A 26,511-nucleotide genomic window follows, 5' to 3' on the forward strand; every position below is an offset into this window, starting at 1 on the left:
TTTGTGTACATAGGACAAGAAAGTGATCAATGGCTAACGCTCTGGTTCACTGATGAAGTCAGGCGAAGGACGTTTGCTATCATCTCCCCACCCTGACGCCGGCAAAACCACGCTGACTGAAAAACCGCTGCTGTTCTCCGGCGTATTCAGACTGCACGCGCAGCCAGGCCGCAAAGCAATAGCCGCCACGCCACCAGCGACTGGATGAGATCGAAAGCAACGCGGCATCTCGGTGGCCTCGAGCGTGATGCAGACGTGTTACCGCGAGCACGTGATTAACCCGCTTGACACGCCCGGCCACAAAGACTTCCCGAAGACACCCATAGCGCGTGCTCACGGCCGTGGATAGGGCCCTGATGGTGATTGACGCACCAACGGTGTAGAAGACGCAAACCTGCCGCCTGATCGAGTTCTGCCGCCAGCGCGATACACTCCATCATCACCTTCGTGAACAAGATGGACCGCGAAGTACGCGAGCCGCCGACATTCTCGACGAGGTGGAGCGCGTAGCTGGGAATGCCCTGCGTTGCCCCATGACCTGACTCGTGGGCCAGGCGCGAAACCCTTTGCGGCGACCATCGACTTGCGCACGCAAACCATGACGGTGTTCGAGGCCGGCAACGACAAGCGCCGCGCGCAAGAGTTCGAGAACATCCCGCTTGCTCGAGACCGCTAGCCCCGCAAGCAATGCTTCGGCGCCGACTTCGACCACGGCAATGGAAAGCATGAGAACTACAGGCCACCAATTGGAGCCACGACGCGTTCTGGCCGCCAGGCTAAACGCCCGCGTTCTTCGGCTCGGGCGTAAACAACTTCGGCGTGATGGAAGTGCTGGACGCACTGGTGGAGATGTCGCCCCTGCGCTCGGCCCAGGCGCGGCCTGACCCGGAAGTCAACCGCCAACGCGAGGAAGGCACCGTGCGGCCCGAAGACCCGGACTTTGCCGGCGTGGCTAAAGTGCAGAGCCAACATGGACGCCAACCACCGCGACCGCATCGCCTTCGTGCGCGTAGCGTGGCAAACACACCGGGCAGGCGAAGATGCGTGCAACGCACCGGCAAAGAACTGCGCCCCACCAGCGTCGTCACTTTTGAGCGAGCGCCGCGAAGCCGTCGATGAAGCCTACGCCGGCGACATCATCGGCTTTACCACCCACGGCGGCGTGGAGCTGGGTGACAATTATCACTGACGGGGCCAGCCTGCGAATCCACACAGGGCTGCCTTTCTTGCGCCCGAGATGTTCATGACCGTGGTGCTGAAGAACCCTAGGCACCCCGGCCAGCCGCAGCAAGGTCTGACGCAATCCGGGCGAAGAAGGTGCGATTCAGGTCTTCAAGCCCGACGCCGGCGGCAACATGCTGCTGGGCGCCGTAGACCACCCGCAGTTGAAGGCAGTGCAACAACGCCTGCAGACCGAATACGACTGCGACGCGGTCTGAGTGAGGCTGCTACACCGGCGCGCTGATCAGTGCCGACACGCCCGACGAGCTGAGCGCCCTGAGAACGCCTACCCGGACGCATGGCCCGCGACGGCGCCAACGCCTTGGCCTAATCTTTCCCGCACCAGCCTCTCCGCATGACGTGCGCCTGGCGCAAGAGCGCTTCCCGAAAATCCACATTTCCACCCAGTTGCGCGAGCATGCGATGGAATTGCAAGCTAGCTGAACATGGCGAATGCGGCTCCTCTCGATCGGCAGCATGGCAACAACTTCGATGCGATCCGCATGATGGCAGCGTTGACGGTGCTCTACAGCCACCACTTCGCACTGACGAGTCAGGCCGAACCCCTGCCCTGGTCTGTATAGCTGGGGCGGAGCGGCAGTCATCGTATTTTTGTCATCAGCGGATATCTGGTGACAAGCAGCTTGGTACAACGATCCAATCGTTTTGCGCTTTTAGCCTGCGTCGGTTCCTGAGAGAATCTGGCCGGCTCTCATGGTCGTGGTCATCTGTACCGCCTACGTTCTGGCGTCGATGTGACCACGCTGCCATTAGTATGGTTACTATTTCGACTTCCGACGGGGCCACTGCCGCCCATTTCCGGCACGCTCGCCATGCAGGTTCACTTCGTGTTGCCGGGAGTGTTTGAGGAAAACCCTTATGCACGTGGCGTCAATGGCTCGTTGTGGACGATCCCCTTGGAAGTTCGCTGCTTACGTGGTCATGGCGCTGGCCGGCTTGCTCAGCGTGATGCGTGTGCGATTCATGTGGCTATGCTTCGTGGCGCTTATATGCAATCTGGTTCTTGTCCAAAACCAGCGCCGACGTCTCCGGAACTGTTCACTTACGGCAGTGAGCCGAGCGCATTTTCCCTCGCTGGATCAGCCCTTTTTGCTCCACCTGCTTCCACTGGGAGCGACGCCTGGCGTTTTGATATCAGCCAAGCATCGGGGCGGTTTTCAACTGGTCGGCTGGCTGGCACTACACCGCCGTACTGATCGCTGTCCTGCTGCTCGTGCTGGTTCACGTCGGAACGCGTGCCACCTGGTACAGGCGCGCCGGACGCTGGGGCGACCCGTCATATGGCACCTACCTGATTGCGTTTCCAGTTCAGCAGACTGTGATCCTTCTTTCGTCACGCACCTGGGCTTTGTTGGCACGTTGGCTATTTCGACAGGAATCTGGTTGGTACTGGCCTACGCCTAATGGCACCGCATTGAAAAGCAGGCGCTGAAACTCAAACCCCGGAAGCGATGAACACCGCTCAACACCGCGATTCACGCCTACCACCCGGCTTGCTGTTCTGTGCACTTGCACTGATCTATAGCCTATGGTTGGTAGCATGCTGGCTCTGGAATCCTGGGCCAAGACAGTTTGGCGATCATTCTCGAAGTCTAATCCACCCCGACTTAATCAAACAAGCCGCCATTTCCAGCATGTCTTTAACCCGCGCTCTATGGTCCTTGGCGCTTACAGAAATCCTGGATCGCTTTGTCAACTGTTGATTTGCACACTGGTGTGCACCCGCATCTTGAGTTGGATGTGGACAAATCGGCTTTACAAGAGCTTTTTTTACGGCCTGCTGGGGGTGGCACTGGCACCCAGCGTGCTGTACTATGCGAGCAGCCTGTATTCTGACGGTATTTACGCTATCGCGTTGGCTATGACCGCATGCTGGATGCTGACAACCACACGCCATTCGCACTTTTCTCTCGCCCCAATGGAATTCTGAATGTCATTGCCATTCTTGCTCGTGATTGCACTGCCCCGGGTGCATCGGTGGCGACTTGTTGCAGTCATCGTGCCGTGGTGCGTATTGGCAGCATTCGCACACTTTGAATTCAAGCAAACGCAATCCAATTGGCTCCATCTTTCCATTGGCACTATACGAAACCGTCGGATTTCTGGAACGCTGACCATGGGCCTGTGAGCGCGGTGAGCCCAGAGTTAAACAGCAGCAAACCGTTCACCTGTTGACGTCATCGGGCAACAGTCTAGAGAAAATTCTTCAATTTCATGACCACTACTATTGGGATCCGCTTCATTTTTTTTCTCGCGCCTTTGGCATTGTTAGGTTTGTCCAAGTGATCGCCAAAAACACTATTTTTGCGCGAATTTCTTACATAATCTTTGGCACAATTTCTATGTTTGCAGCGAGCCGCATCAACATTTTCTTTATTCTGCGTCTAGCGGACGGCGGATTCGCAGGGTCAATAAACGCGGAGCACATCCTGCCCCAGACCTTACTCAAATTCTGAATCCGGTTTCGTCATTATGTCATTCACCGTTGGCAGGTGGATTGGCTGGATGTCACGTTCAAATATCGTGCGATACTGTCCATTACCGTGGGCCGGCCTGATACCGATGATGTTGGCAGGCGGACGTATTACGGCGGTGCCGCGACCGTCCTGTGGCATGCTCTCGTTTGCGCCGATATTTTGGTTTTCCAACTTTTGCCGTCTTCACGCCTCGGATCGCGGGGAACACCGCGGTTTGTTGGCGTTTTCGTCGCACCTTGAAGTTAAGCTTCCAATATTCGCCGCATCTGGATCCTTCATCGTCCAATGTCTAGTCTCGTCATTACCCTAACGCTCGTGTGTGTGCTGGGCCATCAAGTACCGGGCAACTGATGTTCCAGGTGCTACGCGCAAGCGATGCCTCCGACGTGTTGTCACCGTTCTGCTGCATAACGGTTGGAATATTGATCGCCCCTGCTCGTGCTTCTACGGCGTCAGCCACCCTCGGCTGGGTCTGATCCTCCGTCACGCGCCGCTGCATTTGGCTTACCCTTCGGCGGGCTTAGCCTCTTTTGATCGTGCCGACACTGGTTTGGGCCTTCCTCGGCGAGCCGCTGGGTCGGCGGCTGGCTGGCGGCGCGCCGATCATGGTCTACGTCACACCGGCCTCGACCACGACGGGATGGCCATGCGCACCGCCGTCGCCATCCTGCTGGAAGTGCGGTTACCGGCACGTGCTGGGCGGGATCGCCGCCATCGGGCCCGGCAGTCGAGCGGATCTACGCGGTGGACGACGCCTGCCCTGATGGCAGTGGGGTGTTCATCGAAGAGTACAACCACGATGAGCGCGTGCGCGTGCTCTACCACCCCAAGAAACCATGGCGGGGGCGGTGCTGCAGTCACGGCCTACCAGGCGGCGCTGGCCGACGACATGGACATCGTGGTCAAGATCGACGGCGACGGACGGATGAACCCGGCGCTGATCCCCACTTCGTGCGCGCCATATCGTCCGCTGCAAGGCCGACTACACCAGGCGCAACCGCCGTTTCCGCTCCGAGTCGCTCAAAGGCATGCCGCCGATCCGTTCGTTCGGCAATGCGGCGCTATCCTTCATCACCAGTTCAGCACCGCCATCATTGAATACGCGGACTCCGACCAACGGCTACACCGCTATCCACGGCGGAAGGTGCGAGTCGCTGCCGGACAAACCGGAGCGCCGCTACTTCTTCGAGAGCTATATGCCCCAACACCTGAGCATCATCCGCGTTGTGGTGCACGACGCTGATGGACGCGGTGTACGCCGACGAGGAGTCGAACCTGAAGGTCCGCGCGTGCCGCCGGAGTTCATGCTCGCCACGTGCAGCGCTTCTTCCGCCGCCAGCACCGACGTGTACCTGGTGCGCGATTTCAATCTGGGCAGCCTCTACAGCCTGTTCGCGCTGCTGAGTACGGCGAGCCCGGTGTTTGGCGCGGCAGTGGGCGCACAGCGCGGCCACTGGGCAGCCTGCCCAGCGGCACGGTGATGCTGGCGGCGCTGTTGCTGATCGGCATCCAGCAGTCTCATCGCCTTTCTGCACCACGATGAGCAGTGTGCCCACGGAGCCGCTGGCGGGGCGATCTCGATGCGGTGAACAGCAGTTTCCAGCAGTCTCACCCTGAATGCCTAGCGTGATTCACGTCGCCTGACGCTGATCCGCAACGGCCGCCATGACGACCGAGACACCGCTCTGGTCACCAACTGGCGCGACGACGGCTGACGCTGGCCGCGGCGAGACTGCTGTTCTTCAGCGCAATGTTTTGCGGTGCGCGGATCGTTACTGGCCCATTTCCATACCGGCGTACCGCAATGGACGGCTGGGAAGGGCGGGCTGGTTCTAAGGTCAGGATTGCCAGCCGAATGCTGGGCGCCATGGTGAGTAAGGCAACGAACACCGCTTTTGCCTCGCGCATCCTGTTCTGGGTGGAATTTCACTTCTTCGGCGACCAAGTTTCTGCTGGCCATGAACGTGGTGCGTTGCTGTCTGCGATCAGGCGGTGTGTTCTCCTCAGCTGATAGCCGCCGCTCCGGATGGCGCAAGAAGGCGCGGTCTCCCCAGGCCCTGACGCCGTTCATCGCGGGCGCGGCTTTTCATGGATGCAGCAGGAAAACTGCGATGGAGGTTGCAAGCCAGACTCTACCTGGCGCACCTTTCTGCCGCCGCTGGCGTTTTACTGATGGTACGGTACAGGCAAACCGGTCAGGTGGAGTTTTCAAGGCCGCGCTGGTCGGCGGCTTCTTCGATAGCGACCATGGCCAACGGGGTGGCTACTCTCCCGATGCTGGCTTCCAGGGGCCCCTGCTGCTGTACCGGTTGCCGGCACGACAAATCCTACCACAGGCTTCGTTTCCAGCGCTGGCTATCTGGGCATATTTCCATGGCTACACGAGCCCGCATTGGGCGCGCAGTCCACTCACATATTGGCTTCTGAGCGCCCTGTCGACGTCATCCACCCTTGTTCGTCCTACTTTGGCGCACCCTTTCTTTCACCTGACCGGCAGCGTGAATCTGGCCGTCGGGACAGGTGTTTTTTTCGTCATGACGTCGGCCATCGGCGTGATCGGAACCATTGCTCGGTCCGTGCGGCTGCGACGGCCAGCGATCCGATGTTGGTGGCAATCGCGTTCTTTCTGGTCCATGTCTGCGCATCCAATTTAGCTGCTGCGCTGAATCCGCGCCCATATCGGTCTCCCGGAAGCATTCGCTTCGCGCTACGCCACGTCCACGTTGCTGGATGGCTCGCTCCTTGCTGTTGCTGGCGTACGCGCATCGGCCGCTCATCCGCCATGGGCGCGTTGGGCGTTCGCGCTGCCGGTTTTCGTGGCTGCGGGACTCCTGCTGAACTACCAGATCCGCGCCTGCCAGGACAAGACAACCGCTTGGGCACGCAAATCGAAGGAATGGGCTGCCTTGGCGATGGCATTGGACATTCCGGACAAATCCTTGACGTCGCTGGTGTACTACAACGCCGTGCGCGGCCCCGTCCTGGCGCGGCGCTTCCTCGACGATGGACTGGGTATTTTCGGGTATCCACCCTACTCTCTCATCGGCTCGGATGCTCCCACCACGCCACACCCGCCCTGCGACGGCAAGATCACCCACCATCAGCCTGTCGAGCAAAACCCGGATTCCTGGCGTGTGGAGGGCTGGATCACCTCCGAGCCGATGGACCAGGCACACCGCTTCGTTCGCCTCATGCAAGACAACCGGATCGTGGGTCATGCGTTGCTCGAACGCCCCTTCGTGCTCGGCAGCGGCTCATCGTCGCAAGCAAGTACGGCTTTCTTTGGTTACGTCCAGGCAACCGCAAAAGCGGGCCCCATCACCGTTGCCAAGCACCAGGGCTGCGCAGCCCTGACAGGTCTCTCCTAGCGTCGCCGCTCAGTCAGCCCACATCATGCAAGAGATGCCCAAGACACGGCGTCCCCTCTGGCCATGGAGCGCCTTGATCCTGCTGATCCTGCTGGTGGCTTCACTGCCGCGGTTGCACGGCCTCGGAGATCAATCGCTCTGGGAAGACGAGCTTTTTTCCGCCGATATCACCCTGAATCGCACACTGCTCCCGCGGCATGGCGTTCCATTCTTCGAGCGCATCAATCTGCGTGAGGTGGGTTCCGACGAGTCGTTCTGGACCATCAAGGCCGCGGATCAGTCCCCTCCTTTTTATGAGCTGCTGAGCAAGGTCTCCGTCGTCTTTCTGGGTGATGGCGAAACCAGCATCAGGGCAGTGAGTGCCATTGCTGCCCTGGTCTTTCTCGCATGGCTAGGGTGGCGTGCCTGCAAGCATCGAGGCACGACATTGGGCATGGTCTATCTGTCCACCCTGGCCATGTGCGCGGCCTCTGGATTCATGACGTTCTATGCGCGGGAAGCACGTGCCTACAGTCTGGGGGCAGCCCTTGCAGGCATGATGGCGGTCCTGTTCCTCGAACGGGCACTGCGAGGCTGGCGTCAGGCCCCCCTGCCCGGCTGGCCAGAGACAGGGCTTCTGGTCGCGGCCGCCATGACGCACTACAACCTGACGGTGTTGTCTGCTCTGATTCTGGCCGCCTACTCGGCTGAAGCCTGGCGCCGCAGGGACTGGCCTGCCCTGCTGCGCATGTCCTTGGTACCGCTGGCGCTGCTGGCTTGGCTGGCGCTGAGCTACCACTCCTTCCTGCTGGCATCGCAGGGCTACTTCGGCTGGGTCAAGCTCGGCTACGGCGAGGCCTTCTGGGTCGGATTACGAGGCATTGGCCGTGATGCGCTGGGCTGGCCCACGACGGCCGTCGTCATCATGGCACTCATCACCGCGGTCCTGTTCACCATGCATCCGCGCTTGCGCGGCCAAGCAGAATCCTCCGACGCCGCGGCTGTACCTCGCGAAAAATGGATGAATGCCACGCTGGCGCTATTCCTGCTGGCCGCTTCGTATTTCATGGCCGTGACCTTGATCATGAAAGAAAGTGGAATCTTTCATTTGCGGCACTATCTTTTCCTGTTACCAATCATTCATGTGCTGATTGCCATTGCCATCTCGCGAATCTGGAAAAATATGCACTGGCTGGGTTGGCTATTCTTGATAGCTGGCACCTTGACGCAGTGGCCACGTCTTGAATACTACCAGTCCATTCAACGATCCGATTACAGGGCTGCCGCGTCCATCGCATTCGACCATCTGAGCGATGGCGATGTGGTACTGACCAGCTTCATGCTCAACCCGAGCGGACACGAATACTACTTGAAACGCAAAACTCCCAAGAAGCTGATTCGCCAGCCCTATCATGGTCTTGGTCAGCTCACCCAGGTCTGCGAAGCGGTGCGCGGACGTCCGCGATTTGCGTTCATACGAATTCACACGCTCAGCGAGCTGTCAGACGGGTTGAAGCAAGCGTGCGGAGGTGAATATCAAATACGACGATTCGAGTCCTATAGAATAGACACAGAAATCTGGGAGCAGCGTCAATGATCATCGGGCCTGGATAATCTGACATGCATGCCCCCTGGCCGCGAACACTTTCCTCACACTCCCCTTGACATGGCGCAAGCCGCACCCCGCCCGCTGGTCGTCGATCTGGACGGCACCCTGGTTCGCACCGATACCCTGCACGAACTGGCGCTGGCCTTGGTCAGAAAACACCCGATGCAGGCGCTGTGCCTGCCGGCCTGGCTGCTGCGCGGCAAGGCCCACCTCAAGCAGCAACTGGCGCGCCGCGTCGGGCTGGACGCCAGCACGCTGCCGTACAACCAGGCCTTGCTGGAATGGCTGGTTGCCGAGCATGAAGCAGGGCGGGAATTGGTACTGTGCACGGCAGCGGACGAACGGGTGGCGCAGGCGATCGCGCAGCATCTGGGGATCTTCAGCAAGGTGCTGGCCAGCAACGGCCAGACCAACCTGGCCGCGGACAAGAAGGCGGCCTGTCTGGTGGAGCACCATGGCCCTGGAGGGTTCGACTATGTCGGCAATTCTCACGATGACGTGCCGGTCTGGCGGGAGGCCCGCCATGCCATCGTCGTCAATGCACCACCATCGGTGCTGAAGGCGGCTCAGCGCGGCGGCAATGTGGCAGGGGCCGACTCCGCGCGTGCCGTGGACGGGCGTGACATCGCAGGAATGCTGCGCCTGCATCAATGGCTGAAGAATCTGCTGTTGTTCGTGCCTTTGCTGGCGGCGCACCAGCTCGGCCACGCGGACGCGCTGGGAACTGTGCTGCTGGCGGCTCTTGCCTTCAGCCTGTGCGCCTCGGCGGTGTACATCGGCAACGACCTGCTGGACCTGGAAAGCGACCGCCGGCATCCGCGCAAGCGCCTGCGCCCCTTTGCCAGCGGACGCATTCCGGTGACGTGGGGCGTGCTGCTGGCGCCGCTGTTGTCATTGGCCAGCCTGGCGCTGGCGCTGGCCGTGGGACCGGCTTTCCTGGGTTGGCTGGCCGTGTACCTGGTGCTGACGTGCGGGTACTCACTGCGTCTCAAGCGCCTCGCGCTGCTCGACTGCATGACCCTGGCCAGCTTATATGTCCTGCGCATCGTCGCGGGCGCCAGCGCCACGGGGTTGACGCCTTCGGACTGGCTGCTTGCCGTGTCGGGGTTCGTGTTTCTTTCGCTCTCGTTTCTCAAGCGCTACACCGAGTTGCTGGTGCTCGCCCGTCATGGCGAACCCGCCGTGGTGCACGGGCGCGGATACACGACGCGGGATGCCGGACTGATGATGGCCCTGGGCGTGGCCGCCGGCTACGCTTCGGCGGTGGTGCTCGCCTTGTATTTGCATGGCGACACGGTGCAGGCCCTGTATCGGTTCCCAGAGGCCATTCTGCTGACGGTGGCCGTGCTGGTGTACTGGATCAGCTGGATGTGGCTGCAGGCCCACCGGGGCGAGATGCACGACGATCCGGTGTTCTTCGCGATCAAGGACAAGACGAGCCTGTGCTGCGGGCGGCTTTCGCCGCTTCGCTGGCACTGGGCACGTTCGGCTTGCCGTGGTGACGCGCGTCAGCTCATGGGGTCGCTTGAGCGCCGAGCCTCACCAAACGCTGGCGCTCGACGGCACGGCAGCGGCGGGGTTGCCCGCGCTCGATGGCAGCCCAAGCGCCCTGCCCCATGGCATGGGACGCAGCTATGGGGACGTGTGCCTCAACCCCGGTGGCCTGCTGTGGATGACGCGCGCGATGGACCATTGGCTGCACTTCGACACCGAAGGGGGCCTGCTCACCTGCCAGGCTGGCGCACTGCTGGGCGACATCCAGCGGCTGATGGCGCCGCGCGGCTGGATGCTGCCCGTCACCCCCGGCACCCAGTTCGTGACCGTGGGCGGCGCCATCGCCAACGACGTGCACGGCAAGAACCACCACAGGGCGGGCTCGTTTGGCGACCACGTGCGCGGCCTGACGCTATGGCGCACCGATGGCAGCACCATCGTTTGCGGACCTGAGCACCAGGACGACTGGTTCCGCGCCACGGTGGGCGGCCTGGGCCTGACGGGCCTGGTCACGCAGGCCACCCTTCAGTTGCGCCGGGTGGCTGGCCCCTGGCTGGCGACGGAAACCATTGCCTTCGATCACCTCGCCCGCTTCCACGAGCTGGCGGCCGATTCGGAGGCCGGCTGGGAATACACCGTCGCATGGATCGATTGCCTCGACAAGCGGGGGCGCGGCATCTTCATGCGGGCCAACCACGGAAACGCAGCGCCGGGTGCTCCCGCCGCGCCCCCCCGGCGGCGGCGCCTCGCCATGCCCGTCACGCCACCGCTGTCGCTGGTCAACAGGGCGAGCCTGCGTCCCTTCAACACGCTTTACTACCATTTGCACCGTCTGCGCGGCGGCAAGGCCAGCAGTCACTACCTGCCGTTCTTCTACCCGCTCGATGGCATCGCGCACTGGAACCGCATGTACGGGCCGCGCGGCTTCTACCAATACCAATGCGCTGTACCTTTCGAGGACGGCGCGCAGGCCATCGAGGCCATGCTGGCGCGCATCGCCAGCAGCGGGCAAGGCTCCTTTCTGGCCGTGCTCAAGACGTTTGGCCACCGACCGTCGCCCGGCCTGCTGAGTTTTGCCCGGCCTGGCATCACGCTGGCACTCGACTTTCCCAACAAGGAGGAGAAGACTTTGCGCCTTTTCGACGCGCTGGACGACATCGTCGGCGCGGCGGGCGGGCGTATCTACCCGGCCAAGGATGCGCGCATGCCGGCCCATTTGTTCCAATCCGGCTATCCCCAGTGGGCACAGTTGCTGCCTTACCGCGACCCCGGCATCAGCTCGGCCATGTCGCGCCGCCTGATGGGCAGTTGACCGCCTCCCCATACATATGGCATGAACACCCGAAAAAGAATCGTCGTCATCGGCGCGACCTCCGCCATTGCTCACCAGTGCAGCCGCCTTTGGGCGCAGGAAGGCGGCTGCGACTTTCTGCTCGTCAGCCGCGATGCAGGGCGTTCCGAGCCCTTGGCGGCCGACCTGCGCGCCCGCGGCGTGGACAATACCGCCGGCACCGTCGCCATGGGTTTCGATGACGCGGATGCCATCGCCGCGCTGGCTCGCGATGCCGCGAACGGAGGACCGATCGACATCGTTCTGATCGCGCACGGCTCGCTGCCGCGCCAGCAGGACTGCCAAGACGATCTGTGCGCCACCAAGGATGCGCTGGTGACCAATGGCCTGTCGCCCGCACTGTTCGCCGAAGCCTTCATCGGAGTGATGCAGGGCGCCGATCGAGGCCATCTGTGCCTCATTGGCTCCGTGGCAGGCGATCGCGGCCGCAAGTCCAACTACGTCTATGGCGCAGCCAAGGGGGCTGGTGGAGCGGTACGCCCAAGGCCTGCAGCATCGCCTGGCGGGCACCCGCATCAAGGTGACGTTGGCCAAACCCGGCCCCACGGACACGCCGATGACGGCCCATCTCAAGCAGGAAGGCGCGAAGCTGGCCAGCGCCGAGGCAGTCGCGCGGGAGATCGTCAAGGCCATCGCGGCAGGGCGCCCCGTGGTCTATGCGCCGGGCAAATGGGCCTTGATCATGCTGATCATCCGCGGCCTGCCGCGAGCCGTGCTTCACAAGCTCAACATATAGGCCTAGCCGCGCCCATGCGCACCACCCTGCTTTATGCGCTCTTCTGTATCGTGGCCATTGCGGTGAACATCGGCACGCAGGATGTGGTGGTGTGGCTCTGGCCTTCCGGCATCCTCCTGTCCATCGTCGCAGGGACCGCCACGGGCTTGGTGATCAAGTACATTCTCGACAAGCGCTTCATCTTTTGCTTCACCCCGCAAAGCGCGGTCCACAACGGCAAAACCTTCGTGCTCTACACCTCGATGGGGGTGGCCACCACGGCGATCTTCTGGGGCTTCGAGTACGGGTTCTGGCTGGCCTTTGGCACGGCGCGGATGCGCTACTTGGGCGGCGTAATCGGTTTGGTCATCGGCTACGTCACCAAATACCATCTCGACAAGCATTTCGTGTTCAAGGCCGGCATCGCCGTGCCGAGGACGAAACTTCGACGAAACTCCCCGCCCTGAGAAGATGCCGGACCGCCAGGCCTGGCGCCGGCGCGGCACAAGAAAGACAGCACGACATGACCATGAACTGGTTTTCCCTGCGAGCCGCCGCATTGGCCGACCTCTCGCTGGCGGCGGTGCTGGCGCACGCCCAGCCGGCGCAGCGCCAGCGCGCCCCGCTGATCATCGCCCCCAATCTCGAGGGCATGTACCTCTGCGACGAAGCCGTGGCAGACCCCAGCGTGAAGGACATCGACGCCGCCTACGCCTATTGCCGCCAGCGCAAGCTCACCGGCGCCGCCGCCGTCACGCGCCTGCTCGACACCCTGGAGCCTGGCGGCCCCAAGGGCGACGTGCAGGTCGGCTTTCTGGCCACCCTGCAACTGCTGGCCCTCTACCGGCACACCGTCCAGGACGGCTGGACCATCGATCCGGCGCGCGTGGACGACTTCGTCAACGTGATCAGCCAGGTGCAGCGGCCCGTGGTGGTGTATTTCGCGGCGGACCACTTCGACAGCATCAACCCACTGGCGAAGGCGCTGCGCCAGGACCCGCGCAACCTGTTGCAGTTGCGCGACGGCAAGCCGCTGGAGCTGGGCTACTTCGACTACCCCATCATTCCCTACACCCTGTCCACGGACCCGGCGATCCCGGTGAACAAATTCCGGTTCGAGGCGCTGGACTACGTGGCCCAGCGGATGAAGGCCCTGCCCAAGGCCGTGCAAGACCGCATCGTGGCCTACACGCTGGCGGGCGAGCTGCACCACATGTTTCCCGATTTCGAGAACGGCACGGGCGCCTACCAGGGCATTGAGGTGACCGACTACAGCCCCCATTCGGTGGCTGGATTTCGCCAGTGGTTGCGTGACAAGTACGGCGGCATCGCGCAGTTCAACGCGCGCAACGGCTTCGACTACCCCACGTTCGACGCCGTGCCGGTGCCGGCCAAGGACATCCGCAAGGAGCGGCTCACGTCGTACGGTGAACACTACGACGCCTTTGCCGGCGGCACGCTGCCGATCGCCGGCTGGTTGTGGGACCCTGGCCACGCTGTCGGACGGTTGGACCTGTACGTCAACGGCAAGTTGGTGGGCCCTGTCCCACGGGGACTGAATCGGCTCGACGTGTACCGCGCCGAACCTTCCATCACCACGCCCAACACCGGCTTTCGCCACGACCTCGACCACAGCGCGATGCCGCCGGGCCGCCACGTGGCCCAGGTCGTCGCCGAGTCGGGCGGCGAGCGCCACAAGGTGGGCGAGGTGGAGTTCGTCGTGGTGCCGCGCGACCAGTCGCGCGTGGCGGCGGCCCCCGCCATGGCGCTGCCCGGGCTCAAGGACGCCAAGCACCTGTCCGGCGTGCGCTATTGGCTCGACATGCCGCAGCAGTTGCAGGATGTGTACTACAACCCGCTGGCCCGCGACTGGAACCTGTACCGGGAATCACAGGTGTACGATTTTCTGAAGGACTTCCATGCGCGCGCTCTCAAGGCCGGCCTGCCGGCGGGCAAGCTGTACTCGCACCAGATCGTGCCGGACGTCAACTCCTCATGGAACCCGCAGCTCTTCGCGGCTGGCCGGACGCTGGAGGGCAGCGCACCCTGGAAGCAGGGCCTGAACATGTATGGCGGGGCCACCGACAGCGCATGGATGCGCGCCTTCCTGGCGCGCCGCAAGATCAGCGACTATGGCGTGCCGGAGTTCAATCCCCAGCAATGGAAGCGTGACGGAGCGCATCTGGCGGCCATGCAATCGCATTACGACGGCGGCGCGCGCTTCATCAGTCCCTTCTATTTTTCCGTGATCCCCGACAAGTTCAAGCATGCCCAGGACAATTCGATCAAGCGCATGGAACTCAGGCCCAACAACCCGCAGGAAGGTTCGGACAAGTTCTACCGCGCCATCATCGAGTTGGCCAAGCGGTAACCATCCCCCGGCAAAGGCAGGGGCATTCGAGGCACTCGCCCCCTTTTTCCTGGTTCTTGATGTACTCCCGGATCAGCGCTTCGTCGCGAGAATTGACCCTTGCTGCGCACATCCACATCGTTGGCGTCCTCACCGATATCGAGGACTGACCACCGACGGCGCGATCACCACCGTCACTTCGCCTTGGCCAACCCCATTTTCTCGATCAGGGCCTTCTCGCGCACGAAGGTCTCCTCGGCGAACTTGCGGTACTGCGCCGAGTCCATGTAGATCGGCACCATGTCGTAGCGCTTGAGCGCGTCCACGTAGGCCGGCTGTTCCATCGCGTGCTTGAAGGCGTCGCGCAGGCGCTTGTCGGCCAGCGCGCGCAGGTGATGTCGGTCGGCCCGCCGGCGGGGAAGGCGATGATCATCTTGATGGGCTTGATGGGAAATTTCTGCTGCGCCAGCACGGGAGCGGCGATGGCCAGGCAGGCCGCGCCGGCGGTGGCCAGGCGGGTGAAATGACGTCGTTGCATGGCGGTCTCCGCTTGTGGTGTAGAGCGCATTGAACCCCACCCACCCGCGCCGTGCCATCGGGATATTCCGCGGTGCGGGAAGAGCCGCGCCCACCGCGTACCCCGGTGGAACCTGCTCCTATCCGCGCGCCAGCACCTTGCCGAGCGCCTGGCCGGTGTGCGTGCCGGCGCGCACCACGTCCTCGGGCGTGCCGGCGGCCACCAGCCGGCCACCGCCGTCGCCGCCCTCGGGGCCGAGGTCGATGATCCAGTCGGCGTCGGCGATCAGGTCCAGGTCGTGCTCGATCACCACCACGCTGTGGCCGCCGTTCACCAGGCGGTGCAGCACGTGGATGAGTTTTTCCACGTCCTGCATGTGCAGGCCGACGGTAGGCTCGTCCAGCACGTACAGGGTGTGCGGCGCTTTCTGGCCACGTCGTCCCACGTCGTCCCTGACCTTGCTCAGCTCGGTGACCAGCTTGATGCGCTGCGCCTCGCCGCCGGACAGCGTGGGGCTGGGCTGGCCGAGCGTGAGGTAGCCCAGGCCGACGTCCTTCAGCAGTTGCAGCGGGTGGCTGATGGCGGGCATGCTGGCGAAGAATTCGACCGCCTCGTCCACCTCCATGCGCAGCACGTCGCCGATGTTCTTGCCGCGCCAGGTGACGGCCAGCGTCTCGGGGTTGAAGCGCGCGCCGTGGCAGACCTCGCAGGGCACCTTCACGTCGGGCAAAAAGCTCATCTCGATGGTGCGCACGCCCTGCCCCTCGCAGGCCGGGCAGCGGCCTTCGCCGGTGTTGAAGCTGAAGCGCCCGGGGCCGTAGCCGCGCGCCTTGGCCTCCAGCGTGTCGGCGAACAGCCGGCGCACCGTGTCCCAGAAGCCGATGTAGGTGGCGGGGCAGGAGCGCGGCGTCTTGCCGATGGGCGTCTGGTCCACCTCCAGCACGCGGTCGATCTGGCCGAAGCCGGCCAGGGCGGTGCAGCCGACCAATCCATGACTATTGATTTCATAGCTGCTCGCGATTTCTGCGTCGGCGCTAGAAGCCTTTTTTGCTTTGAAATCGTGGCGCACGAAGCGCTGCACGCTGGCCAGCAGCACGTCGCGCGCCAGCGTGGATTTGCCGGAGCCGGAAACACCCGTGACCGCCACAAGGCGCTTGAGCGGCACGTTCACATCGACATTTTTCAGGTTGTGCAGGTAGGCGCCTTTCAGCGCCAGCCACGCGCTGTCCTGCACCACCGGCCGGCGCGCGTGCAGCGGGTGGCGCATGGCGTGGCGCAGGTAGCGGCCGGTCGCCGAATCGGGCGCGGCCTCCAGGTCGGCGGCACGGCCTTCGGCCACCAGCCGGCCGCCGCGCACGCCGGCGCCGGGGCCGATGTCGATGAGGTGGTCGGCGCGGCGGATGGTGTCCTCGTCGTGCTCGACCACGACCAGGGTGTTGCCCTTGCTGCTGAGGCTGTGCAGCGCGTCCAGCAGGATCTGGTTGTCGCGCGCGTGCAGGCCGATGGTGGGCTCGTCCAGCACGTAGCACACGCCCTGCAGGTTGCTGCCCAGTTGCGCCGCCAGCCGGATGCGCTGCGCCTCACCGCCGCTGAGGGGTGGGCGCGCCGCGGTCGAGCGTGAGGTAGCCCAGGCCGACCTGTTCGAGAAATTCGAGGCGGCTCCTGATCTCGGGCAGCAGGTCGCGCGCGATGTCGGCGTCGCGCCCCTGCAGCGGGAGGCCGTCGAACCAGCGGCGCAGGTCGGCGACGCTCAGGCGGGCGAGCTGGGCGATGCCCACCCCGCCCTGGAGGCCCGCGCCGTCGATGCCCGCGCCCTCCAGCCGCACGGCCTGCGCCGTCGCGTTCAGCCGCGTGCCGTCGCAGGCGGGGCAGGCGGCGCCGCCCACGTCCTCCACCTCGGGTTCGGCGAAGGTCTGCTCGCGGCCCTTCTGGTCGCTGGCCAGCACCGAGTCGTCCAGCGCCTTGCGCTGCGCCGCCGTCAGCCGGACGCCGGTGCCCACGCAGTCGGGGCACCAGCCATGCTTGCTGTTGTACGAGAACAGGCGCGGGTCGAGTTCGGCGTAGCTGGTGGCGCAGACCGGGCAGGCGCGCTTGGTGGAGAACACCTCGACGCGGCCGATGCCCGCCGTCGGGGAGCCTGCCATCATCGCCGCGCGCAGGCCGGCCAGGTCGCTCAGCACGTGCACCACGCCCTTGCCGTGCTCCAGCGCGCGGGCCAGCGACTCGCGCAACTGCGCCTCGTTGCCGGGGGTGGCGGGCAGGCTCATCACCGGCAGCTCGATGGTGTGCTCCCTGAAGCGGTCGATGCGCGGGAAGCCCGTGGTGGGCAGGAACTCGCCGTCCACCCGCAGGTGCGTGAAGCCGCGCGGGCGCGCCCAGTCGGCCAACTCGGTGTACACGCCCTTGCGGCCCACCACCAGCGGCGCCAGCAGGCCGATGGTCTGGTCGCGGTAGCGCGTGAGGATCTGCGCGGCGATGCGCTCGGGCGTCTGCGGCTGCACGGCGGCGCCGTCGTGCACGCAGTGCTGCACGCCCAGCTTGACGAACAGCAGGCGCAGGAAGTGCCACACCTCGGTGGTGGTGCCCACGGTGCTCTTGCGGCCGCCGCGCGACAGGCGCTGCTCGATGGCCACGGTGGGCGGGATGCCGTACACCGCGTCCACCTCGGGCCGGCCGGCCGGCTGCACGATGCTGCGCGCGTAGGCGTTCAGGCTTTCGAGGTAGCGGCGCTGCCCTTCGTTGAACAGGATGTCGAACGCCAGCGTGGACTTGCCCGAGCCGCTGACGCCGGTGATGACGTTGAACTTGCCGCGCGGGATGTGCACGCTGAGGTTCTTGAGGTTGTGCTCGCGCGCGTTCAGGATCTCGATGTCGTTGGACTGGTTTTGAACAATTTCGGCCTCAAGCCCGCTCCCCTCTTTCGCTGGCAGCTCATATTTATATAGCACCTCCACGTCGCGCACGGCACCCTCGCCGGGCCGGCCGAGGGTCTGGCCGTAGGCGCGCAGCGCGGCGCCGGTGTGCGAGGCGAGATGCCGCGCCATGTCGGCCGGCGCACCTTCGGCGACGACGCGGCCGCCGGCGTCACCGCCTTCGGGGCCCAGGTCGATCAGCCAGTCGGAGGCCGCGATCACGTCCAGGTTGTGCTCGATGACGACGAGCGAGTGGCCGGCATGAAGCAGCTTGCGGAAGGCGCGCATCAGCTTGGCAATGTCGTCGAAGTGCAGGCCGGTGGTGGGCTCGTCGAACAGGAACAGCGTGCCCTTGCGCGCGGCGGGCTGGCTGGCGGCCCGCGCGCGGCATCGGCCAGGAAGCCCGCCAGCTTCAGGCGCTGCGCCTCGCCGCCGCTCAGCGTGGGCACGGGCTGGCCGAGCTTCACGTAGTCGAGCCCCACGTCCACGATGGGCTGCAGGGCACGGACCACCTCGCGATTGGAGGACCCCCACGCTCCGCCGCTGCGCGGGTCGCTGCCCCCCGAGTGGGCTGAGCCGGCTTGGGAGCGGCCCTGCGCCGGCCCGCCGAAGAGCTGGACGGCCTCGGCCACGGTGAGGTCCAGCACGTCGGCCACGTTCAGGTGCCGCGATCTTGAATTGGGGTCAGATTCGAATTTGCCGGATTCGAGGCTGGCCAATGCGTCCACCGCGTGCTGCAAATGGGACTCTGACCCCAATTTTTGGGTTGGGCGCTCGATGGTGACTTCGAGGATCTCGGGCCGGTAGCGCCGGCCGTCGCAGTCGGGGCAGCGCAGGTAGATGTCGCTGAGGAACTGCATCTCCACGTGCTCGAAGCCCGAGCCGCCGCAGGTGGGGCAGCGCCCGTCGCCCGAGTTGAAGCTGAACTTGGACGCCGTGTAGCCGCGCTGCGCGGCCAGCGGCGCGGCGGCGAACAGGGCGCGGATGGCGTCCCATGCGCCGACGTAGCTGACGGGGTTGGAACGCGCGGTCTTGCCGATGGGCGACTGGTCGACGAAGACCACGCCGCCGAGCTGCTCGGCGCCCAGCAGCCGGTCGTGCGCGCCGGGCGGCTCGGTGGCCTGGCCGAAGTGGCGCTTGAGGGCGGGCGCCAGCACGTCCTGGATCAGCGTGGACTTGCCCGAGCCGGACACGCCGGTGACAGTGACGAGGCGCTGCAGCGGGAATTCGACCGACACGTCCTTCAGGTTGTGCTGGCGCGCGCCCTCCAGGACGAGGCGCGGCGTGCCGTCGGTCACCGGCCGCGCCAGGCCCAGGCCGATGGTGCGGCGTCCGCTGAGGTAGGCGCCGGTCAGCGTGTCGGCCTGGCGCAGCTCATCGGGCGTGCCGTCGAAGACGATGCGCCCACCCGCCGCACCGGGGCCGGGACCGAAGTCGAGCACGCGGTCGGCCGCCAGCATGACGGCGGGGTCGTGCTCCACCACGACCAGCGTGTTGCCGGCGCGCTTGAGGCGCTGCATGGCCTCGGTGATGCGGTCCATGTCGCGCGGGTGCAGGCCGATGCTGGGCTCGTCGAGCACGAACAGGGGTGTTGACGAGGAGGTGCCCAGCGCCGTGGTCAGGTTGATGCGCTGGACCTCGCCGCCGGACAGGGTGCGGCTTTGCCGGTCGAGCGTGAGGTAGCCGATGCCGACATCGCACAGGTAGCGCAGGCGCGTGGTGATCTCGTCGAGGATGAGCGCCAGGGCCTTGGCGTCGGCGCCGTCGTGCGTGGCGGTCGGCCTGGCCGCTGGCGGGGATTTCAAGTCAAAATCGGCTCCAGCCGGCGTGGAATATTCGCCAACAGCTACTGATTCAGGAGCATCCGTGGCAGGTTGCGCCATCCTGCCGAAGAAGCGCCGCAGCCGCTCGATGGGCAGCAGCATCAGGTCGTGCAGGCTGAGGCCGGGCAGGGCTTCGAGCTGCGCGCGCGTCCAGTCCACGCCCCGGGGCATGAAGCGGCGCGCGGGGTCGAGCACCGCGTCGGCGTCGTCCTGGCTGCCCACGCGCCACAGCAGCGACTCGGTCTTCAGCCGCGCGCCGCCGCAGTCGGGGCACTCGGTGTAGCTGCGGTATTTGGACAGCAGCACGCGGATGTGCATCTTGTACGCCTTGCTCTCCAGGTACTTGAAGAAGCGCCGGATGCCGTACCACTGCTTGCTCCAGTTGCCCTCCTTGTAGCCCGGCGCGCCCTCGATGACCCAGTGGCGCTGCTCGGGCGTGAGCTTGCCCCAGGGCGTGTCGCGCGGGATGCCGGCGCCCTCGGCATGGCGCATCAGGTCGTCCTGGCACTCGCGCCAGGCGGGGGTCTGGATCGGCTTGACGGCGCCCGCGCGCAGCGTGAGCCGCTCGTCGGGGATCACCAGCCCCCAGTCCACCCCGATCACGCGCCCGAAGCCGCGGCAGGTCTCGCACGCGCCCACGGCCGAGTTGAAGGAGAACATGGACGGCATCGGCTCGCGGTAGCGCAGGTCGCTGTCGGGGCAGTGCAGGCCGGTGGAGAAGCGCCAGACCGCGTTGTCCGCCTCCACGTCGCCGAGCACGTACACGTTGAGTCGCCCGGCGCCGCGGTGCAGCGCCACCTCGATGGCCTCGATCACGCGCGCCTTCTCGGCGCCGCTCATCCTGAAGCGGTCGGCCACCACGTCCAGCAGCTTCCGGCCCGCCGCCTCGCGCTCGGCCTGCACGCGCGTGAAGCCGCTGACCGACAGCCACTGGGCCACCTCGTCGGCCGTGGTGCTGCCGGGCAGCTCGACCGGAAAGGTGACCGCGAGGCGCGGATCCTCCATCTGGCGGGCGCGGTCGACAAGCTCGGCAAAGATGCTCTCGGGCGTGTCGTGCCGCACCGGCTGCGCGGTCCGGCGGTCGAACAACCGGCCCGCGCGGGCGAACAGCAGCTTCAGGTGGTCGTTCAGCTCCGTCATCGTGCCCACGGTGGAGCGCGAGCTGCGCACCGGGTTGGTCTGGTCGATGGCGATGGCCGGCGGCACGCCCTCGACCTTGTCCACCGCCGGCTTGTCCATGCGGTCGAGGAACTGCCGCGCGTAGGCGCTGAAGGTCTCCACGTAGCGCCGCTGCCCCTCGGCGTACAGCGTGTCGAACACCAGGCTCGACTTGCCCGAGCCGCTGGGCCCTGTCACCACCGTCAGCTCGCCAGTGCGGATGTCGAGGTCCAGATTCTTCAGGTTGTGCTGGCGCGCGCCGCGAATGCGGATGAGGCCTCGGGTCATGGGGAAGGGGGATGGGAAGGGAGCGAAGATTCTAGGGAAAGGCTCCGCCACGCGCGGCCAGCAGGGCAAAGCCAGCGTCCATCCCATGGTTCCCTGAATCCGGGCGGCGCGCCGCGCGCCGCATGCTGCCCGCCGAGGAAGCGCTGGCGGCCCGGCCCCCCCCGCCCGGACTCATGCGCGCAACGCTCAAATCCGTTCGATGATCGTGACGTTGGCCATGCCGCCGCCCTCGCACATGGTCTGCAGGCCGTAGCGCTTGCCGCGCTGGCCCAGCGCATGGACCAGCGTGGTCATCAGCTTGGCGCCGGAGCCGCCCAGCGGATGGCCCAGCGCGATGGCGCCGCCGTTGACGTTCAAGCGATCGGGGTCGGCGCCCAGCGCCTGCAGCCAGGCCAGCGGCACGGGCGCGAAGGCTTCGTTGACCTCGTACAGGTCGATGTCCTCGATCTTCATGCCGGCTTTCTGCAGCGCGCGCTGCGTGGCCGGCAGCGGTGCTTCGAGCATGATCACCGGATCGTGCCCCAGCACGCTCATGTGGTGGATGCGCGCCAGCGGCTTCACGCCCAGCGTCTTCAGGCCACGCTCGCTGACCACCATCAGGCCGGCCGCGCCGTCGCAGATCTGGCTGGCGGTGGCCGCCGTGCAGCGCCCGCCCTCGGCGATGAGCTTGACACCGGCGATGCTCTCCAGCGTGGCGTCGTAGCGGATGCCTTCGTCGCGCGTGTGCAGGTCGCCGGGTTCGGTGCCGTCGTTCATGCGTGCACGCACGGGCACGATCTCCGCATCGAACAGGCCGGCCAGGGTGGCGGCGATCGCGCGCTGGTGGCTGCCCAGCGCATAGGCGTCAAGCTGGGCTTTTTCGAGCCCGTACTTCTTCGCCATCATCTCGGCGCCGGTGAACTGGCTGAACTCGATGCCGGGATAGCGCTGCTGCATGGCCGGGCTCATGTAAGTGCCCAGGCCGTTCTTGAAGGGCAGCACGATCGGGGTGCCCATGGGCACGCGCGTCATGCTCTCGACGCCGGCGGCGATCACCACGTCCATGGTGCCCGACATCACGGCCTGCGCCGCGAAGTGCAGCGCCTGCTGCGAGGAGCCGCACTGGCGGTCGATGGAGGTGGCGGGCACCGATTCGGGCAGCGTCGAGGCCAGGACCGCGTTGCGCGCGATGTTCATGGCCTGCTCGCCGACCTGGCCGACGCAGCCCATGATGACGTCCTCGACCAGCGCGGGGTCGGCGCCGGTGCGCGCCACGAGGGCGTCGAGCACCTGCGCGGCGAGGTCGGCGGGGTGCCAGCCGGACAGGCGGCCATGGCGGCGGCCGCCGGCGGTGCGGGCGGCGGCGACGATATAGGCTTCGGACATGAAGGACTCCATGGAATTCGATCGGGGCGTTGTTCGTTCAGGCGCGCGGCTCAGCGCGGCGCCATGCGGATCGCACCGTCGAGGCGCACGCACTCGCCGTTGAAGTAGCCGTTGGTGATCATCGTCTCGGCCAGTTGCGCGTACTCGTCCGGGTCGCCCAGGCGCTTGGGAAAGGGCACCGAGGCGGCCAGGGCCTGCTTGACGTTGTCGGGCAGGCTCTGCAGCAGCGGCGTGCCGAAGATGCCGGGCAGGATGGTGTTGACGCGGATGCCTTCGGCCATGAGGTCGCGCGCGATCGGCAGCGTCATGCCGGCGACACCGGCCTTGGAGGCGCTGTAGGCCACTTGGCCCATCTGCCCGTCCTGTGCCGCCACCGAGGCGGTGTTGACGATGGCGCCGCGCTCGCCGTCCTTCAGCGCGTCGAGCGCCAGCATGCCGGCAGCCGACTTGGCGATGCAGCGGAAGCTGCCGATCAGGTTGATCTGGATGATCTGCTCGAAGTTGGCCAGCGGGTGGTGCCGGATCTCGCCCGTGGCCTTGTCGCGGCTGGCGGTCTTGACGGCGCTGCCGGTGCCCGCGCAGTTGACCAGCACGCGCTCCTGCCCGTGCGCGGCGCGCGCCTTGGCGAATGCGGCATCGACCTGATCCTCGGAGGTGACGTCGACCCGGCAGAACACGCCGCCGATCTCACGGGCCAGGGCTTCGCCCAATTCAGGATTGAGGTCGAACAGCGCCACCTTCACGCCGTGGCCGGCCAGGCGGCGCGCGGTGGCGGCGCCCAGGCCCGAGGCGCCGCCCGTGACGACGGCGGCAATGCTGGAATTGAGTTGCATGTCGGGTGATCCTTGGAGGAGTGGGGGAAACGGGAAGCCGGTGCGGCGCTGGCGCGCCCCTGGAGGCAGCGTCACAGCGCGCGCGAGATGACCTCTTTCATGATCTCGTTGGTGCCACCGAAGATGCGCTGGATGCGTGCGTCGGTGTACATGCGCGCCACCAGGTATTCGTTCATGTAGCCGTAGCCGCCGAACAATTGCAGGCACTCGTCGACCACCCGCCCTTGCGTGTCGGTGCCCCACAGCTTGGCCATCGAGGCCGTGGCGGTGTCCAGCCGGCCGGCCACCAGGTCCTCGACGCAGCGGTCGATGAAGGCACGGCCCACCTTGATTTGCGTGGCGATCTCGGCCAGCTTGAACTTGGTGTTCTGGAACTCGGCGATCGGCTGGCCGAAGGCCTTGCGCTCGCGCACGTAGTCCAGCGTGGCGGCGTAGGCGCCTTCCATCGCGGCCAGCGCGCTCACGCCGATGATCAGGCGCTCGTAGGGCAGATCGCCCATGAGCTGGAAGAAGCCCTGCCCTTCCTGGCCGCCCAGCAGCGCATCGGCCGGCACCTGCACGCCGTCGAAGAACAGTTCGGCGGTGTCCTGCGCCTTCAGGCCGATCTTGTCGAGCACGCGGCCCACGCGGTAGCCCTCGCGGCCTTCGGTCTCGACGATCAGGATCGACGTGCCCTTGGCGCCCTTCGTGAGGTCGGTCTTGGCCACCACCAGCACCACGCCGGCCAGGTAGCCGTTGGAGATGAAGGTCTTGGAGCCGTGGATGGCGTAGCCGCCCGCGTTCTTCTCGGCGCGCGCGCGCACGCCCTGCAGGTCGGAGCCGGCGCCCGGCTCGGTCATGGCGATGGCGCCCACGAGTTCGCCGCGCGCGAGCCGCGGGAGGTACTTGCGCTTCTGTTCTTCGGTGCCGTGGTTCAGGAAGTAGTGCGCCACGATGGAATGCACGCCCACACTCATGCCGCTGAGCGCGCGGCGCGCCATCTCTTCGTGGATCACTGCTTCGTGGCGGAAGTCGCCGCCCCCGCCGCCGTAGGCCTCGGGAATGTCCACGCACAGCAGGCCCAGTTCGCCGGCCTTGCGCCACAGGGCGTGGCCGACGTTGCCGCTCTTGCGCGCCGCCTCGTCGTGCGGAAGCATCTCGGCTTCGAGGAAGCGCACCACGTTGTCGCGGAACAGTTCCAACTCTTCGTCCATCCAGGAGCGGCGGAAGTCGAGGGGCATGTTTTCGTTCTTCCTTTCTGGAAAACTCTACGCGAGTTCGCAAGCCAAGCGCGAGCGCAGTGCGAAGCCACGAACAATACAGACGTTTATGGTTCGCTGCCGCCGCTGTGGCGCCTGGCGGCCCCAACTTGGCGTTCCAGCGTCCAGCCCGGCAGTCATCGGGCTGCAAAGCCAACTGCTGAACATGAAGCATCGGGATGCTGCTGTCCTGCCTGGCTTGGGCCGTGTCGATGAGGCCACCTTCATGGTGATCGCCGATCTGGTCGCTGCGACCTGGGCCGCGCCTGGCTGTACACGCTCAGCCCCGATGAACGCGCCGAGGTGCTGCGGCAGATGGCAACCGCGCGTCCCGACGAGATGGCGCGCTGTGCGCCGGGCATCGCGGAATCGCTGGAGACCCAGGCTCGCCTGGGTTTCGCCGTGAACTACGGCGATGCGTGCTACGGCGAATACGGCGTGGGGCTGTGCTCGCGCATCCGCCACGGCACACGGTCGCTGATCCTCAACTGCTCCATCTCCCCCACGCGAACGCGGCCCAAAGAACTGCTCGCCTCCATCGGCCCTCGGTTGGTGGAACTGGTGCAGCGCTGCGAGCTGGCGACCGACTTTATTTGAGCCTGCCGGCCGAAGAGGTAGAGACGGAAGAGCAGCGCGCCGCTCCGGAAGCGCTGGAATGCCATCAGTCTCAGGGCTTCCTGTGTGCGCCGGGCCTGCCGTCCCCGCTTCCCGTGCGCCGCTGGCGCAGCGCGGCGTGCAGGGCGACGAGGTGTGCGGCGGTTGGCTGAGAATCGATAGGCTTTTTCACCAATGGAGACAAGCAATATGCAACACAACACTCACACATCGCGCCGCAGCGTGCTCGCGGGCGCGGCCTTGCTGGCCGCCGCTCCGTGGCAATTGGCCCGCGCGGCTGACCAACCCATCCGCCTGATCGTGCCCTTCCCCGCCGGAGGCGGCACCGACGTGATGGGCCGCCTGCTGGCCCAGGGACTGGGCAAGGAACTGGGCACCACGGTGATCGTGGACAACGTGGCCGGCGCCACTGGCACCATCGGCACGGCCCAGGTCGCACGCGCCGCGCCGGATGGGCGCACGCTGCTGCTGGGCGTCACGGGCAACATGGCCATTGCCCCGGCGCTGCTCAAGGGTCTGCGGTACAACACCGAGAAGGATTTCACCGCCCTGGCCCGCATCTGCCATGGCGGCAACCTTCTGGTGGCCAACCCCAAGTACCCGGCCAACACGGCGGCCGAGATGGTGGCGCTGGCCAAGCGCACGGGCGAGCCGGTGATGTACGGGTCGTGGGGCAACGGCTCGGGCGGCCATCTGGCCGCCGAAGGCATCCGTGCGTCCACCGGCGTCAAGATGGAGCACGTGCCCTACAAGGGTGTGGCCCCGCTGCTGCAGGACCTGATCGGCGGGCAGATCCAGGTGGGCATGGTGGATGTGGCGGGCGCCCTGGCGCAGGTGCGCGCGGGCAAGATCAAGGTGCTGGCCGTGACGGGGCGCAAGCGGTCGTCCGTGCTGCCGCAGGTACCCACATTGAAAGAAGCCGGAATCGCTTTCGACACCGAAATCTGGTTCGGCCTGTTCGCCCCCGGGCGCTTGCCCGAGGCCGAGGCGCAAAAGATCGCTCAGGCCGCCGAGCGCGCGCTGCGCAAGCCCGAGGTGACCGCGCGCATCAAGGAGCTGGGGATGGAGGCCGACCCCATCACGCGCGCCGGCTTCGACAAGGAATGGCGCGCCGACATGGTGACCTGGGCGCGCCTGGTGAAGCAAAGCGGCGCCACGGCGGATTGAAGACATTCGA

At 65.5% G+C, this 26,511-nt stretch carries 14 protein-coding genes and 4 pseudogenes; 12 read left to right on the forward strand and 6 right to left on the reverse strand.

Translation table 11 applies throughout. The features are described 5' to 3' along the window. Positions 1 to 3: 3 nt before the first annotated feature. The 3 genes and pseudogenes from IPG65_RS04140 to IPG65_RS04150 all read left to right on the forward strand — a co-directional run bounded on the left by IPG65_RS04140 (position 4) and on the right by IPG65_RS04150 (position 5,730). Positions 4 to 1,665, forward strand: a pseudogene (locus IPG65_RS04140) (peptide chain release factor 3). Between the two features lie 3,082 nt (positions 1,666 to 4,747). After that, a complete protein-coding gene (locus tag IPG65_RS04145; protein WP_293188014.1) occupies positions 4,748 to 5,200 on the forward strand; it encodes a hypothetical protein in 453 nt (150 codons plus the stop codon). 323 nt (positions 5,201 to 5,523) lie between these two features. Then, positions 5,524 to 5,730: a hypothetical protein gene (locus IPG65_RS04150; protein WP_293188015.1), complete on the forward strand. Its 207-nt coding sequence runs from the start codon at positions 5,524 to 5,526 to the stop codon at positions 5,728 to 5,730. 471 nt (positions 5,731 to 6,201) lie between these two features. On the opposite strand, the gene IPG65_RS04155 is transcribed toward IPG65_RS04150, so the two are convergent. Further along, positions 6,202 to 6,354, reverse strand: a complete 153-nt coding sequence (locus tag IPG65_RS04155; protein WP_293188016.1) for a hypothetical protein — start codon at positions 6,352 to 6,354, stop codon at positions 6,202 to 6,204. 88 nt (positions 6,355 to 6,442) lie between these two features. Here IPG65_RS04155 and IPG65_RS04160 point away from each other — a divergent pair, with 88 nt between their 5' ends. The 6 genes and pseudogenes from IPG65_RS04160 (at position 6,443) to IPG65_RS04185 (ending at position 14,606) form a co-directional block, all read left to right on the forward strand. Next, complete coding sequence (locus IPG65_RS04160; protein WP_293188017.1) at positions 6,443 to 7,087, forward strand: hypothetical protein; 645 nt, start codon at positions 6,443 to 6,445, stop codon at positions 7,085 to 7,087. Positions 7,088 to 7,160: 73 nt separating this feature from the next. Further along, positions 7,161 to 8,663: a hypothetical protein gene (locus IPG65_RS04165; RefSeq protein WP_293188018.1), complete on the forward strand. Its 1,503-nt coding sequence runs from the start codon at positions 7,161 to 7,163 to the stop codon at positions 8,661 to 8,663. Between the two features lie 69 nt (positions 8,664 to 8,732). Continuing rightward, positions 8,733 to 10,073, forward strand: a pseudogene (locus IPG65_RS04170) (UbiA family prenyltransferase); the annotation flags it as partial. A 223-nt stretch (positions 10,074 to 10,296) separates the two neighbouring features. Next, positions 10,297 to 11,481, forward strand: a complete 1,185-nt coding sequence (locus tag IPG65_RS04175) for an FAD-binding oxidoreductase (RefSeq protein ID WP_293188019.1) — start codon at positions 10,297 to 10,299, stop codon at positions 11,479 to 11,481. Between the two features lie 21 nt (positions 11,482 to 11,502). Further along, positions 11,503 to 12,702, forward strand: a complete 1,200-nt coding sequence (locus IPG65_RS04180) for a GtrA family protein (protein ID WP_293188020.1) — start codon at positions 11,503 to 11,505, stop codon at positions 12,700 to 12,702. Positions 12,703 to 12,764: 62 nt separating this feature from the next. Continuing rightward, positions 12,765 to 14,606 (forward strand): hypothetical protein, encoded by a 1,842-nt coding sequence (locus tag IPG65_RS04185; RefSeq protein WP_293188021.1) that lies wholly within the window; start codon positions 12,765 to 12,767, stop codon positions 14,604 to 14,606. A 173-nt stretch (positions 14,607 to 14,779) separates the two neighbouring features. On the opposite strand, the pseudogene IPG65_RS04190 reads toward IPG65_RS04185, so the two are convergent. Then, a pseudogene (locus IPG65_RS04190) lies at positions 14,780 to 14,959 on the reverse strand (tripartite tricarboxylate transporter substrate-binding protein); the annotation flags it as partial. Here IPG65_RS04190 and IPG65_RS04195 point away from each other — a divergent pair. Beyond that, positions 14,933 to 15,112 (forward strand): hypothetical protein, encoded by a 180-nt coding sequence (locus IPG65_RS04195; protein ID WP_293190099.1) that lies wholly within the window; start codon positions 14,933 to 14,935, stop codon positions 15,110 to 15,112. The pseudogene IPG65_RS04190 and the gene IPG65_RS04195 overlap by 27 nt on opposite strands. 129 nt (positions 15,113 to 15,241) lie before the next feature. On the opposite strand, the pseudogene IPG65_RS04200 reads toward IPG65_RS04195, so the two are convergent. From IPG65_RS04200 to IPG65_RS04215, 4 genes and pseudogenes are all read right to left on the reverse strand, one after another. Beyond that, positions 15,242 to 21,283, reverse strand: a pseudogene (locus IPG65_RS04200) (excinuclease ABC subunit A). Positions 21,284 to 21,469: 186 nt separating this feature from the next. Further along, entirely contained in the window at positions 21,470 to 22,648 is a 1,179-nt protein-coding gene (locus IPG65_RS04205; protein ID WP_293188022.1) for an acetyl-CoA C-acetyltransferase, read from the reverse strand. A 50-nt stretch (positions 22,649 to 22,698) separates the two neighbouring features. Next, positions 22,699 to 23,481, reverse strand: coding sequence for an SDR family NAD(P)-dependent oxidoreductase (locus IPG65_RS04210; RefSeq protein ID WP_293188023.1), 783 nt, complete (start codon positions 23,479 to 23,481; stop codon positions 22,699 to 22,701). Positions 23,482 to 23,552: 71 nt separating this feature from the next. After that, a complete protein-coding gene (locus IPG65_RS04215) occupies positions 23,553 to 24,701 on the reverse strand; it encodes an acyl-CoA dehydrogenase family protein (RefSeq protein ID WP_293188024.1) in 1,149 nt (382 codons plus the stop codon). A 333-nt stretch (positions 24,702 to 25,034) separates the two neighbouring features. Between IPG65_RS04215 and IPG65_RS04220 the strand changes: the two genes are divergently transcribed. Continuing rightward, complete coding sequence (locus IPG65_RS04220) at positions 25,035 to 25,316, forward strand: hypothetical protein (RefSeq protein ID WP_293188025.1); 282 nt, start codon at positions 25,035 to 25,037, stop codon at positions 25,314 to 25,316. Between the two features lie 207 nt (positions 25,317 to 25,523). Beyond that, the gene (locus tag IPG65_RS04225) at positions 25,524 to 26,501 is read left to right on the forward strand and encodes a tripartite tricarboxylate transporter substrate binding protein (protein WP_293188026.1); all 978 of its coding nucleotides are present in this window, start codon (positions 25,524 to 25,526) and stop codon (positions 26,499 to 26,501) included. Positions 26,502 to 26,511: the final 10 nt, after the last annotated feature.

The sequence above is a fragment of the Ottowia sp. genome (assembly GCF_016703145.1).
In the GTDB taxonomy this organism is placed as follows: Bacteria; Pseudomonadota; Gammaproteobacteria; order Burkholderiales; family Burkholderiaceae_C; genus Ottowia.